The organism is Catenulispora pinisilvae, assembly GCF_015356865.1.
Lineage (GTDB): Bacteria > Actinomycetota > Actinomycetes > Streptomycetales > Catenulisporaceae > Catenulispora > Catenulispora pinisilvae.
Genome location: NZ_JAAFZA010000265.1, coordinates 1 through 13,270, shown reverse-complemented (window position 1 = coordinate 13,270; position 13,270 = coordinate 1). Strand labels below are relative to the sequence as shown.

General features: G+C 72.0%; 8 protein-coding genes. 3 read left to right on the top strand and 5 right to left on the bottom strand.

Annotation, left to right across the window (positions count from 1 at the left end; genetic code table 11):
- Window positions 1–255: 255 nt before the first annotated feature.
- On the bottom strand, window positions 256–432 hold the full coding sequence (locus IZR01_RS41925; RefSeq protein ID WP_228554737.1) for a hypothetical protein: 177 nt from the start codon (window positions 430–432) through the stop codon (window positions 256–258).
- A gap of 162 nt (window positions 433–594) precedes the next feature.
- On the opposite strand from IZR01_RS41925, the gene IZR01_RS53815 reads away from it, so the two are divergent.
- Window positions 595–2,712, top strand: a complete 2,118-nt coding sequence (locus IZR01_RS53815) for a sensor histidine kinase (protein ID WP_194927075.1) — start codon at window positions 595–597, stop codon at window positions 2,710–2,712.
- Between the two features lie 4 nt (window positions 2,713–2,716).
- Here the strand turns inward: IZR01_RS53815 and IZR01_RS41915 are convergent, their stop codons facing one another.
- Window positions 2,717–3,325, bottom strand: coding sequence for a response regulator transcription factor (locus tag IZR01_RS41915; protein WP_194927074.1), 609 nt, complete (start codon window positions 3,323–3,325; stop codon window positions 2,717–2,719).
- A gap of 86 nt (window positions 3,326–3,411) precedes the next feature.
- On the opposite strand from IZR01_RS41915, the gene IZR01_RS41910 reads away from it, so the two are divergent.
- Window positions 3,412–4,143 carry an ABC transporter ATP-binding protein gene (locus tag IZR01_RS41910; RefSeq protein WP_194894930.1) on the top strand — a complete coding sequence of 244 codons (732 nt, stop codon included), beginning with the start codon at window positions 3,412–3,414 and terminating at the stop codon, window positions 4,141–4,143.
- Window positions 4,143–6,629 (top strand): ABC transporter permease, encoded by a 2,487-nt coding sequence (locus tag IZR01_RS41905; protein ID WP_228561194.1) that lies wholly within the window; start codon window positions 4,143–4,145, stop codon window positions 6,627–6,629. Before IZR01_RS41910 ends, IZR01_RS41905 begins: the two co-directional genes overlap by 1 nt.
- Before the next feature lie 215 nt (window positions 6,630–6,844).
- Here IZR01_RS41905 and IZR01_RS41900 read toward each other — a convergent pair whose 3' ends face one another.
- The 3 genes from IZR01_RS41900 to IZR01_RS41890 are packed head-to-tail and all read right to left on the bottom strand — an operon-like array spanning window position 6,845 to window position 13,071.
- Window positions 6,845–10,075 carry a tetratricopeptide repeat protein gene (locus IZR01_RS41900; protein WP_194927073.1) on the bottom strand — a complete coding sequence of 1,077 codons (3,231 nt, stop codon included), beginning with the start codon at window positions 10,073–10,075 and terminating at the stop codon, window positions 6,845–6,847.
- Complete coding sequence (locus IZR01_RS41895) at window positions 10,072–12,003, bottom strand: HSP90 family protein (RefSeq protein ID WP_194927072.1); 1,932 nt, start codon at window positions 12,001–12,003, stop codon at window positions 10,072–10,074. Before IZR01_RS41895 ends, IZR01_RS41900 begins: the two co-directional genes overlap by 4 nt.
- Window positions 12,004–12,015: 12 nt before the next feature.
- Entirely contained in the window at window positions 12,016–13,071 is a 1,056-nt protein-coding gene (locus IZR01_RS41890) for a hypothetical protein (protein ID WP_194894925.1), read from the bottom strand.
- Between the last annotated feature and the right edge of the window lie 199 nt (window positions 13,072–13,270).

Below are 13,270 nucleotides of genomic sequence, written 5' to 3'. Positions count from 1 at the left end.
ACCCGGTCCACCCGGGGGCGCAGCACTGATATACGAGAGCTGATACGAGCACTGATCTGACGGTATCCAGGCCGCGGGTTCGTGGCAGCCGGCGCTCATCACCCACCCCACCCCACTCGCGCCGGGTGCCGCGGCCCGCCCTGGGCCCCACCGACACCAGCCGCCGTGTTCCCAGGCCGGCGGCTGGTCCCGTCATGTGCGCGTGCTGATTTACTTCCGAGGTCCGACACCTCACTGTCAGGACCGTCGGGATAATCAGGCCCGCTGTCGTGGTGGATGTTGCAGAAGACCGGCGACGCGGTCCACCCCCTGCGCCATCACCCCGGACGCCGACGTGATCTGCCCGGCGAACCACCACCGGAAGTCGCGGTCACGGAGCGCGCCGCCGATGCGGCCGAACACGGTGTCCTTGCGGATGTCTTCGGCGGTCACGCCGGCATCCGCGGTCGCGGACAATATCCCTCCCGAAGCCGTCCGACCCTACTGCCGAAGGCCTCCGGCTCGGCGCGGCATTTCGTCAGGTGGTCACTTCGCCGTCTGTGGGCGGTTCAGTAATGCGCCCCTTACTGCGCGTCGCCGCCCTACCATGACCCCGTGGGGTTCACGGGGAACGACAACATGCCGCGGCTGGCGCGGGGACTGGTCTTCGCCGTGGCCGCGGCCTTGGTGTCGGTCCATTTCGCCAAGGCTTTGGGGCGGATTCCCGCCGATCCGGCGGCCGGTCTGACGATCGTCGCGGCGTGCGCCGCCATTCTGGCGCTGGAGTTCCGGCCGGCGAGTTGGCCGCGGGCGGTGGCGCAGTTGGCGTGCGGGTTCCTGGCGGTGGTGCCGGGCGGCGCGTCGATCGGGTTGCTGGCGGTGCCGGTCGGTGCGGTGTTCTTGCAAGGGTTGTGGGTCCTGCTGCCACCGGTCCTCGCGGCCGCGGCGTGGGTGGAGGCGGTGCGCACGGACAACGTGCGCGACATCGTCGACATGTGCATCACGGTGCTGCTCGGCGGGATGGCGCTCTACGCGGTGACCACGCTGGCCGCCTTGGCCGCCCGCGTGCACGGCACCCGACTGACACTGACCGCCGCCGCCGTGACGACCGAGCGGCTGCGCATCGCCTCGGGCCTGGACACCGACCTGTCTTCCGGCCTGACCCGCATTCGCGAGCTGGCGGCTAAAGCGGATCCGAACGTTCTGGACGTCCTGCTGACCGACGCGCGCGCGACCCTGGCCGCGACCCGCGCGACCGCCGCCGACCTGCGCAGCCTGTCGCTCGCGCCGGAGTCGGCCAGTGCCAGGGCTCTGCTTCAGTCGGCCGGGGTCGAGGCGGACGTGGTCACCGGCCACACCGAGCCGCTGGGCCCGGCCGGGACCGTGCTGGCCACGGTGCTGCGCGAGGCGGTCACGGCGGTGGTGCGGGTCGGCGACGCGCGGCACTGCCAGATCGTCACCGGCGAGGCCGGCGGGCAGGTGATGTTGCGGGTGGCCAGCGACGGCGTGCGGACCGCCGCGCTCGGCGCGGACGTGCTGGACGGCCTCGCGCAGCGGGTGCGCGCCAGCGGCGGGCGCCTCGCGGCCGGGCTGGAGGCGGACGGGCGCTTCGCGGTCGAGGCTTCGGTACCGGCCACACCGGCCTCGGCCATGCCGGTGGACGCACCGGAACTGCGGCGCGCGACTGCGCTGTATTACATCCTGCTGGCGGCGTTCTGTGTACGGACACTGCTATACGTCCCGGCCGCGCTGATCGCACCGGCGGTGCTGGTGCTGGCGATACTGTGCGCGCTACAGGTCGTGTACTCGGTGTGGGAGGCGAAGCGGCACAGCGAGGCGGCGCTCGTACTCTTCGCGGCGCTGACCTTCGCGCCGATGCACGCCTTCGGCCAGAACTGGATCGCCGCGCTCGGGCTCCTGACCGGCTCACTGCTGATCGCGCTGCCGCTGCCGCTGGGGGTGCCGGTGGTCGCGGCGGCGCTCGGGGTCGGTGGTTTCGTGGCGTCGGCCGACGGCACCAGCGCGGCCTCGGCGGTGCTGAACGCCTTGGTGACCTGCCTGATTGTCTACGGCATGCTGCGCCTGGCCCGTCTGGTACGCGAGTTGCAGCAAGCCGGCGACGGCTTGGCGCGCGCGGCGGTGGTGGGGGAGCGCTTGCGTGCGGCGCGGGATCTGCACGATCTGCTGGGGCACGGGCTCACGGCGATCCTGCTGAAGGCGGAGCTGGCCGTGCGGCTGCGGGACACGGACCCGAGCCGATGCCGCGCGGAGATCCGCGACGTGGAGCGCCTGGCCGCACAAGGCGAGCACGAACTACGAGCCCTGACCGGCGGCCCGCGCGACTTGTCCTTCGGCGACGAACTGGCCTCGGCGGCAGCGGTCCTGGCGGCGGCCGACGTGGTGGTCGAACTCGAGGGCGACGAACTGCCCGTGCCATCCGCCGCCGGAGCGGTACTCGGCGTGGTGTTGCGTGAGGCGGTGACGAACGTGCTGCGGCACAGCGCGGCCCGGCACGCGCGGATCGCGGTCACGATGGTCGAGGCTGCGGTGCGGCTGGAGGTGGAGAACGACGGCGTCGCTGACGCGGCGGTCGCGGCGGTCGCGGTCCGCGGCGCGGGTTCGACTGGTTCCGGAGTCGGCGGTCTGACGCTGCGGCTCGCTGAGCACGGCGGGACATTGACAGCCGGGCCCGACGATGGCTGGTACGTCCTTTGCGCTGAGATGCCGCGCTAGAAATTCAGACCCATCCCGCATCCCGAGCGATCCGCACCGCGTCCGTCCGATTCCGCGCGTTCAGCTTCGCCACGATCGCCGTCAGCACGTTCCGCACCGTTCCGGTCGAGAGGTGCAGTGTCGCGGCGATCTCCGGTGGTTCCGCGCCGCCCGCCAGTTCCCGTAAGACGTCCTGCTCGCGCGGGGTCAGTGGGTTGTCGGCCAGGTCCCAGGCTGTGACCGCGAGGGCCGGGTCCAGTACTCGGCCGCCGGCGGCGACTGTGCGGATGGCGGCTGTCAGTTCCTCGGGGGGTGCTGTCTTCAAGAGGAAGCCGTCGACCTTCGCTTCGAGTGCGCGGCGGAGCATGCCGGGGCGGCCGTTGGCGGTGAGCATCAGGGTGCGGCAGGTCGGTGCCTTCTGCTTCAGGCGTGCGGCTGCTTCCAGGCCGTCGATGGTGCCGGGCATGTCGATGTCCAGGAGGGCCACGTCGGGGGCGAAGACCAGGGCCTGCGGCACTACCTCGTCGCCGGTCGCGGTTTGGGCCACGACCTCCATGTCCGGCTCCAGTTCCAGGAGGGCGGCCAGGGCGCCGCGTACCACGAGTTGGTCCTCGGCCAGCAGCAGTCGGATCACGTCATGACAGTACCCGTGACGATGTCACGGGTGCCTGGTGACGCCGTCTCTGGGGAACGCCGCCGCAGGTCGGCAGGCTGGCGGGTATGAACGAGGCCATCACATTGGACGCCGTCAGCAAGGTCTACGGCAAAGGGCGCGGGGCGGTCGCGGCGCTGCGGGAGGTGTCGGTGGGGCTGCCCAGGGGCGGCTTCACCGCGGTCATGGGGCCGTCCGGCTCGGGCAAGAGCACGTTCCTGCACTGCGCGGCGGGGCTGGACCGGCCGACGGCCGGCACGGTGAAGCTCGGCGGCACCGATCTGTCCGGGCTGAGCGAGACCAAGCTGACCGAGCTGCGGCGGGAGCGGGCCGGGTTCGTCTTCCAGGCGTTCAACCTGGTCTCGTCGCTGACCGTGACCCAGAACATCACGCTGCCGCTGCGCCTGGCCGGCAAGCGGGCGGACGGGGCGCGGCTCGCCGAGGTCATCAAGCGCGTCGGCCTCACCGAGCGCACGAGTCACCGGCCCGGCCAGCTCTCCGGCGGGCAGCAGCAGCGGGTGGCGATCGCCCGGGCGCTGATCGCGGATCCGGAGGTGATCTTCGCGGACGAGCCGACCGGGGCCTTGGACACCATGACCGCGCGCGAGGTGCTGGTGCTGCTGCGCGAGACCGTGGACGCGCTGGGCCAGACCATCGTCATGGTCACGCACGACCCGGTGGCCGCCGCCTACGCCGACACCGTCTTGTTCCTCGCGGACGGCCGCATCGCCGACTCCATGAGCGCCCCGACCGCGGCCGGTGTCGCCGAGCGCATGATCCGGTTGGGAGCGTGGGCGTGATGATGCTTCCCTTCGCCATCGCCACGCTGCGCCATCGCAAGGGCAGCTTCATCGGTGCCCTGATCGCCTTGTTCGCCGCCGCCGCGCTGATCACCGGGTGCGGAACGCTGCTGGTCACCGGCATTCTCGGCAGCGTCAAGCCGGAACGCTTCGCCGCCGCGCCGATCGTCGTCACCGGCGACCAGAACGTGCACGCCGTCGAGATCGAGGACAAGGGCCGGGTCAGGAAGAAGGCCAAGCCGGTCAGCGACCACGTGTGGGTGTCCGCTGACCTCGCCGACCAAATCAAGGCCCTGCCGTCCGTGAAGTCGGTCGCGACCGAGGTGCTGTTCGCGGCCTATCTTCCCGGCGGTCCGACCAGCGATTCCTTCGGCCACGGTTGGGAATCGGCGTCTCTGTCCGGCTTGAAGCTGGGTTCCGGGCGTGCGCCCACGGCGTCGGACGAGGTGGTGCTGGACGCCTCCACGGCCGCGAAGACGAACCTGCACGTCGGCTCTACCGTGCCGCTGCGTACCGCGAGCGGGACGATGCCCGTTCACGTTGTCGGCGTGACGTCACAGGGTTTTGCGAGTCAGGCCGCGATCTACTTCGACACCGCCGAAGCACGCCACCTCGCCGGACACGACGGCCAGGTCGACGCGATCGGCGTCTTCCCGGCAGTGGACACGGGCTCCACGGAGAAGGATGTCAAGGCCCTAATTTCGTCGGCGTCCGTCGGGGTTGTCCCGGCGCCGGTCGTCCACACCGGTGACGCGCGTGGAGCCGCCGAGTTCCCCGACTCGGCCAACGCCTCGGTGCGGCTGATCAGCATGGGCGCGGTGCTCGGCGGCACTGCGGTGATCGTCGCGGTGCTCGTGGTCGTCGGCACCTTCGTGCTGTCGATCCAGCAGCGGCAGCGGGAGATCGCGGTGCTGCGCGCCGTGGCCGCGACCGGCAAGCAGGTGCGCAAGATGATCGGCGGCGAGGCGCTGGCCGTCGGGGCGGTCGCGGGAGCCGCGGGGGCGGTCGCGGGGCTGCCGCTCGGGGCGTGGCTGCACAACGAGTTCGTGTCGCTGGGCATCATCCCGGCGAACGTCCCGGTGGTGCTCTCGGTGTTCCCGGTGCTGGCCTCGCTGCTGGCCACGGTGGCCGCCGGGTGGGCCGCCGCCCGGATCTCGGCCCGCCGGGCCACCCGGATCCGTCCGGTGGAGGCGTTGGGCGAGGCCGAGCTGAAGCCGCCGCGGATGTCGGCTATCAGGGTCCTGTTCGGGCTGCTGGCGGTAGCCGGCGCGACCGTGCTGACGGTGCTGCTGACCATCCTGCACAGCGACGGCGCCTCGCAGCCGGTCAGCCTGAACGCCGTGCTGCTGTGGTGCATCGCGCTGGCGTTGCTGGGACCGTGGGTGGCCCGGGCGGCGGCGGCCGTGCTGGGGGTGCCGCTGCGGTGGTCGCGGGTCGGCGGATACCTGGCCGCCAACAACCTGCGGGCCGCCGCGCCGCGGTTGGCGTCCGTGGTCACACCGCTGACGCTGATGACGGCTATGGCGTGCGCGATCCTGTTCTCGCAGACCAGCGTCGCCAACGCGGCGACGGCGCAGCGGGCGGCGGGGAACATCGCCGATTACGTGGTCGGGAGCAAGGTGCCCGCGGACGCGGCGGCGGAGGTGAAGGCCGTGCCGGGCGTGACGACGCTGACGCAGGTGCTGCACGCCACGGTGCGGACCGGATTGAACGACCGGAACGTGCTCGGGGCGACGCCGGCCGGCCTCGCCGACACTCTGGACCTCGGGGTCACGAGTGGGAGTCTCGCGCAGTTCACCGGGCCGTCCACCGCGGCGGCGGCTTCGGGGCAGGGATATCACGTCGGATCTCAGGTCTCGATGACGCTCCCCGACGGAACGCCCACGCAGGTGACGATCGTCGCGCTCTACTCGCGGCAGCTGGGATTCGGGGATCTGGTGCTGGCGCACGACTTGCTGGCGTCGCACGTGGACGTGCCGCTGGACGACGAGCTGCTGGTGAAGGCGCCCGGGGTGCCGCGGGCCGCGCTGGTCGCCGCGCTGAAGGCGGAGGCGGGGCTGGGGATCAAGGACCGGGTGGCGGCTCAGGCCTCGAACGACGACGCGAGCAACAAGTTCGGGTACGTCACGCTCGCTCTGATCGTCGCCTTCACGGCGATCGCGATGGTCAACACGCTGGCGATGAGCATCAGCGACCGGGGGCGGGAGTTCGCGGCGCTGCGGCTGACCGGGGCGACCCGGCGCCAGATCCAGCGGATGCTGGGCTGGGAGACGGCGGTCGCGGTGCTGGTGGCGACCGGACTCGCGCTGGCGGTGACGGTCGCGGTGCTGACGACCTACACGAGCGGGATGACGCGCGGCACGGCCGGGGTGTCGATGCCGCCGGGGATGCTGGCCGCGGTGCTCGGCGGCGGCGCGGTGCTGGCCGGGGTGGCGACGTGGGTGCCGGCGCGGGCGGCTTTGGCGGCGGGTGCTCGGCAGGGGTGAGGGGCGCGAGGCTCGGCAGTTGCGAGGTGTGCGCGAGTGCCTGGCGTGTCCGGCGCGCGGGGTGAGCTCCGAGATTCGGCGCTGACTGCCTTCGAGGGCTGACTCCGGTCGACACGACCCGAGTCAGCCCTCTGGCCTACCCGCGCTCTCGTCCACTCATCGCAGGGCGTCGCGAAGCTTGCAGAGCGTCGCGACCTGATTGTGCTCTCGTCCACTCACCTCAAGGCATCCCGGAGCTTGCGGAGCGTCGCGATCCCATCCGAGTGCCCCGCGGCCTCGGCGTCCGCGATCGCCTTGTCGAGCCGGGCCTTGGCGGCGTCCGGCCGGTCCAGCGACCGGAACTCGATGACCGCGGCCTGGCGGATCGCGTCGAACCGGGGCGGGATCGCCGCGAAGCCGGGCCGGTCGTAGAGCAGAACGGCGCGTTCCAGTTGTTCGATCGCCTCCTCCGGCCGCCCCGCGGTGTTGAGTACCCAGCCGCGGGTGTAGCAGGTCTGCGCCTCGTCGACCTCGACGCTGAGGAACTGTGCCCGCGCCGCCTCCGCGAACTCGACCCGCATCCGATCAGCCTGCGTGAGGTACGCGAGCGCGTCCTCGGCGTGCTCGGCTCCGAACGCGTTGATGGTCTCCCCGGCCATGTCCCGCAGAGCCTCGGTCATGTCCGGGATCCGGGGCGCCACCGCGTTGGAGGCCAACGCGCGCTCCCACGCGGCCTTGGCGCCGTCCCAGTTCCGCGCCAACGCCAGCGCGCCGGCCGCCTCAGCCGCGGCGGCGGTCAGCCGCCCGGCCTCCGGCCACCCGTCGACGGCATCGGCGACGTGCAGGAACTCGACGGCCGCCGCACGCGGTTCGTCCAGCGCGAGCAAACCGCGCGCGAGGTCCGCGCGGATCTGGACCATGAGCATGTCGGCGCGGGAGGGGTGCTTGGTCGGCTTGGGGGTGGTGGCGCTGGAAGATTCGTCAGCCGCGGCACTGGCATCCGCGGCACTGGCATCCGCGACGCTGGAATCGGCAGCACTGGCATCCGCGACGGTCGGCTCGCCATCGCCATCGCCATCGGCGCCGGCGTGGGCGTGGGCGGCAAAGCCAGCCGGCACTGCATCAGAAGCCTGGTGGGTCGCGGTGGTGTCGGCACCCGCCGCGGCATACCCCCCGTCCCCGCCGAGCGGTGTCTCCACCAGCGTCTCCAGCACCGCGACCGCGTCCGCGGTCTGCCCCTGCGCCGCCAACGCGTTGCTCATCCGCCACCGCGTCTCGACCGCCCCGAACGCGTCGCCCTCGCGGTCCAGCCGCACCGCGGCCTCGGCGAACGCCCGCACGGCGGTCGCCGGCTCGCCGCCCTGCAACGCGGTCTCGGCGAGCAGCCGGTACAGCGGCGTCAGCTCGTCGGCGTCGGCCGCGGGGTGCGCCTCGGCGATGCCGGTTTGCAGCACCCGCATCGCCTCCGGGTAGCGGTCCTGGCCGGCCAGTGCCAGGCCGAGGATCATGCGGGAGCGGTGCAGGCGCCAGGGCCAGCCGAGGTCGGTGAAGATCTGGAGTGCGTGCCGGGCCAGCGGTTCGGCGGCCTTGGGGTCCTCGTGGGTGGCGTCATACTCGGCGACCGCCTCCATCACCAGCGCCAGCCGCTCGGGGGCGTTGAGGCCGGTGCCCTCGCGGACCATCCGCTCCGCCTCGGCGCGGAAGACGGCGAGCCAGCGTTCGCGGTCGGCCGGGGCGGCGGCGTGGATGGCCGCGTTGCGGGCCGCGAAGACCCGGCTCTGGTGCACCACCAGCTTCTGTACTTGCGCGTCGGCGAGGTATGCGGCGGCGCCGCCATCGGCCAGCAGCGTGTCGATCTGCCCGAGCAGCGCGTTCAGTTCCGGCCACGCCTGCTCGGCGACGACCGCCGGGTCAGTGTCCTGATCCCCGCGGTTGGCCTTGTTCCACTGGACGCGGGCCAGGGACGCGATCCTCCGGTCCGGCCGGCCCGCACGCTCATAGCATGCGGCGGCCTCCAGGAAGTGCGCCTCGACCGCGTCCCAGTCCCGGTCGCGGTGCGCACGGCCGGCCCGCTCGGTCGCGATCTCCCCGCGCAGCACGTCGTCCAGAACGCTGTTCAGAACATCGTTCGGTGCATTGCTCGGCGCGTCGTCCAACCTCCCGGCATCCGCACCGTCGACCCGCTTTAGCAACGAGTCCCACAACCGCCGCGAGTCCGGATGGAACTGCCGGTCCAGCAGCAGCGTCTCGGCGACCAGGGCCGCGAAGTCGTCCGGGATCACCGTCTCAGTAACCTGTGATGTCGCGACAGCCGAGCCCGCCGAAGGCACCGTCAGCGCCGTCTCAGTACCCTCCAACACCGCCGCCCGCACGCCGAGGTTCAGCTCGGCGACCAACGGCTCCTCGGCCAGCTGTTCCGCCCGCCGCCCCGACATCGTCGCGTTCCCGTTCCGCGCGTCGAAGCGCGCCACCAACGCGTCCGCGTCCGCGGCGACCGACTTCAGCAGTTCGGCGACTGTCCACTCCCGTCCCAGCGGTCCGCCGCAGGGCGTGTCGGCGTGCCCGACCGCGGTCAGCCGGTGCAGCAGCACCTCGACCTTGGTCAGGAACTCCAGCCGGGACAACGGCGCGGACGTGAAGCCGAACAACGCACGGTTCTGCGACAGCAGCTCCAGGCCACGTGCCTCGTTCCCGGTCAGCGCGCAGAACTCCAGGTGCCGACCGACCAGGGCCAGGTACGCCTCGCGCCCCCGCACGGCCCGGTACGAAGCCAGGTGCGCCCCGCGCGCCTCGTCCGTCCGCCCCAACCGCACCAGCGGCAGCAGCGCCGCCGACTGGCTGGCGTGCGGCTCCTCGTCGCACGTGTTGCGACCGTCCAGCGTCGCCTCAAGCTCGGCCATCCCGAGCTCGTCCTGGCCGAGCCCGAAGTGGTACTCGGCCCGGGACCGGGCTTCGCAGGCCTCGCAGTCGCTCATCCGGGTCCGGCCGCGCGTGGCCCACAGCTCGTAGGCCAGCTCCTCGCCCTCGCCGAGGTGCTGCGCCAGCGAGTACAGCTGCCCGTAGACCGGCTGCAAGCCGTAATCGGCGGCCTCGTAGCGCTTGCGCATCTCGCCGATCCAGCCGCGGATCGCGGGCAGCGGCACGTCCGGGGTGGTGAGCAGGCCGGCGCCGACCCACTTGAAGTACCAGAAGACGCGGTGCGCCTCCCAGTCGTCGAACGCCTTCGGGTTGCGGTCCCACAACCGCAGCAGCCGCGCGAACACCACCGGGTACTTCACCCGCTCGCCGCTGCCGTGGTAGGAACTCATCAGCTCGACCAGCGCGGTCGCCGTCACCTCGTCGTCGCCGAAGACCTCGGCCTCGTCGGCGATCTCCTCGGCGATCGCCGCCTTGGCCCGGCCGTCGGCCCGCTCGCGGTTCTCGCGCAGCGCGCCGAAGAACTCCTCCTTCGTCGCGAACCCGCTCACACGTCACCCCGGGTGTCGGAGGCAGTGCCCGCCGCCGATCCGCCGCCGGAGCCGCCCGAGCCACCCGTACCGCCAGAGCCGCCCGAGCCACCGACGCCGCCCGAGCCGCCGGCCGCCTGCGCCGCGAACTCCAACAGCCCGATGAACGACCGGTTCAGCAGCGCGTGGTCGCTCGGCCGCAGCGGACGCCGCGACATCAGCAGCGCCTGTCCGTACAGCGCCTCGATCGCGGTCTCCGACAGGTGCGGGTCCGCGATGTCCGCGATCTTGCGGATCAGGGGATTGAGATGGTTGACGATCAGCTGCGCCCGCGGTGCCGAGGACCCCAGCGAACCCAGGATCCCGGCCCACAGTTCGTCGGCGTCCGCCGACAGCTCCGCGCGCCGCCGCTCATGCCGGGCCTCGCGGTTGTCGACCAGCATGGCCGGCACGCCGACCGGCTGGAACGAGCGCAACGCCACGTCGGTGTCGAACTTGTCGCACACGGCGCGGGCCCGCGCCAGGAACGCCGCCGCGGCGAGTTCGGCCGCCGGGTCCACGGTGTCCAGGTGCGCGCTGACCGTCTCCGGGTCCAGGTCCGCGACCGTCACGCCGGGCCGCACCTCGGGCAGCCGGTGAACCAGCTCCCTGTCATATACGTAGCCGCCGTTGACGACGCCCAGCCCGGCCGAGGCCGCGATCGGCGCCACCTGCCGGAACTCCTCGACCGACTGCGTCACCAGCACCACCGGGTGCGCGCGGGCGAACTCGTCCAGGCTGACGTTGCCGTCGGTGGTCTCGAACGGCAGCCACGGCAGCAGCAGCGCCAGCAGCTTGTCGTCGTAGCGGGCCAGCGCCTTGACCGCCAGGTGGTGCACGTCGATGAAGCGCCGCAGCAGTGTCAGGTCCGAGGCCGCCAGCCCGACCAGCCACTCGCGGATCCGCTCGCCGATCGCGTCGCGTACCGCGGCCAGCGTCTCGTCCTCGTACAGCGCCTCGCGCGAGGCCGTCGGCCGCAGCCCGGTGGTGTCCACGACGCAGGACACGAAGAAGGCCCAGTCCGGCACCAGTTCGGCCGCCGAGTCCGACAGCAGCATGCCCTTGAGGTGGACCCGGTGCCCGGAGCGCTTCGTTGGGTGCACCGGGGTGGGCAGCACGAACGCCACGCCCTTCAACCCGACCAGCGGCAGGTCCAGGTCGATGGTGTCCAGCGGGGTGAAGTCGAACGTCGACTTGGCGTAGCCGGCCAGCGCCTCGCGCCGGGCCAGCGGCGAGCCGTACTGCCGGTCCCACACCGGCGGGGTGTCGTTGACCTTGCTGACGTCGCCGTGCCGGTCCACGACCTCCACGTCGTAGCGCAGCAGCGAGCCGAAGTGCCGGGCCAGCCGCAGCACCCGGTTCGGGTCCAGCCACTCGCTGCCGTCGCCGCGCGGGACCAGCGTGACGGTCGTGCCGGGTTCGGTGACGGTGCCCGGTGGCAGGGTCTTGATCTGGTACGTGCCGTCGCTGCGGCCGCGCCATTCCACGGCCGGGGCGTTGGCGTCCCGGGCGCTGCGCGAGACCACGGTGATCTCGTCGGCCACCACGAAACAGGCCAGCAGGCCGATGCCGAACTGGCCGATGAAGTCCTGGCGGGCCGCCGACAGGTCCAGGCCGCCGTCCTCGGCGCGCTTGGAGGAGCGGCCGATGGTCGCCAGGAAGGTGTGCACGTCGGCCTCGGTCAGCCCGACGCCGGAGTCCTCGACCCGGATCCCGCCGTCGACGCCGGTCCGGATCCGGATCCGCGCCGGGGCCGAGGAGTCCAGCATCCGCCGCGCGGTGATGGCGTCGACGGCGTTCTGCATCAGTTCCCGCAGATACACCTTCGGGGAGGAGTAGAGGTGGTGGGAGAGCAGGTCGACGAGTCCACGCAGGTCGACTTGGAAGGTGTGGCCGGGTTCGGTGCTCACGTGTCGTGTCCCCTACTTCTTCCGTTTCTTGACGCAGTCTTGCCGGGCCACCGCGAACACCCGCTCGGGGTCGCCACGGTAGCGCCACGGGGCCTTCGTGGCGTGGTCTCCGATCCGCTCGAACAGCCGGCCCGCAGAGTCCTTGTCGTCCGCGAGCCAGAAGGCCATCGCGAAGGTGTTCAGCGCGGTGTACGGGGAGGCGGTCGGGGCGAAGGCCGGGTGGAACACCGAGGCGTCCGCGGCCCGGCGCAGGTCCTGGACCACGGCCGCGTCCCGGATGTAGACGTCGTCCGGGCCCTGCTCCAGATCCAGCCAGTGCTCCAGGTGCGCCTGCGCGACGAGCTCGCCGAGCCCGCTGCCGGGCGGGGCGGCGTCGAAGACCTTCGTGGCGAACGCGTGCATCGCCTCGTGCGAGCCGCCCCACTTCGCGCACAGCTGTTGCAACATCTGGCGGTGCAGCCCGGCGTGGCCGGGCGCGCGCTTGACCCCGGCCTCGAAGCGGCGGCGGGTGATGTCGGTGCCGTGTTCCAGGCCGCGGCTGGTCACGCACAGGGTGTACCAGGGCGCGGCGTTGGCGGGGTCGAGTTCGACGGCGGTGTAGAGGTACTCCTCGGCGATGCGCAGCCGATCGTGGAAGACCCGGAACTGCTCCTCCGAGACCTGCGAGGCGCGATAGCCGGTGCGCGCCTCCCAGGCCCACGCCGAGTGCCGGGCGCCGGCCACGGTCAGCGCCAGCGGATCGGACGGGAACTGGTTCGGCAGCTTGAGCAGGAAGTCGCCGCCGAGGTCTTCGATGTTCCCCACGAGGAAGGTGAGGCGTTCGAAGTCATTCCGGTCGCGGATCGGCCGCAGGATCGCCTCGACGGTCGGCCAGTCGGTGATCCGCGCGGCCTGGCGCAGCGCGGCGAGCTCGGGATCGCCGTGCGACCGGTCGATCGGCACCGGCTTGATCGCCTCGATCTCCGAAGGCCGGCGGGTCCGCCCGGTGGCCTTCCCACGCCGTTTCCCGCCATAACCCTTGGACAACCCGCGGATGACGGACACGGCGGCCACGGCGGCTATCGCCATGGTCGGGATGCTCGACGTCAAAGTGTGATCCCCTCCGTTGGACCGGTCCGGCGCGGTTCACGGCCCGGCACGGCTACGGTAGCCGACCGGACCGTCAGTGCGGTAACCGGTTCGGCGGCTGCGCCGCAGGTCAGCTCAGCGGGTCGGGGGCCGCGACGCGGGTCGCGGCGGGGCTGGGGGAACGTCAGTGCGGGTGACC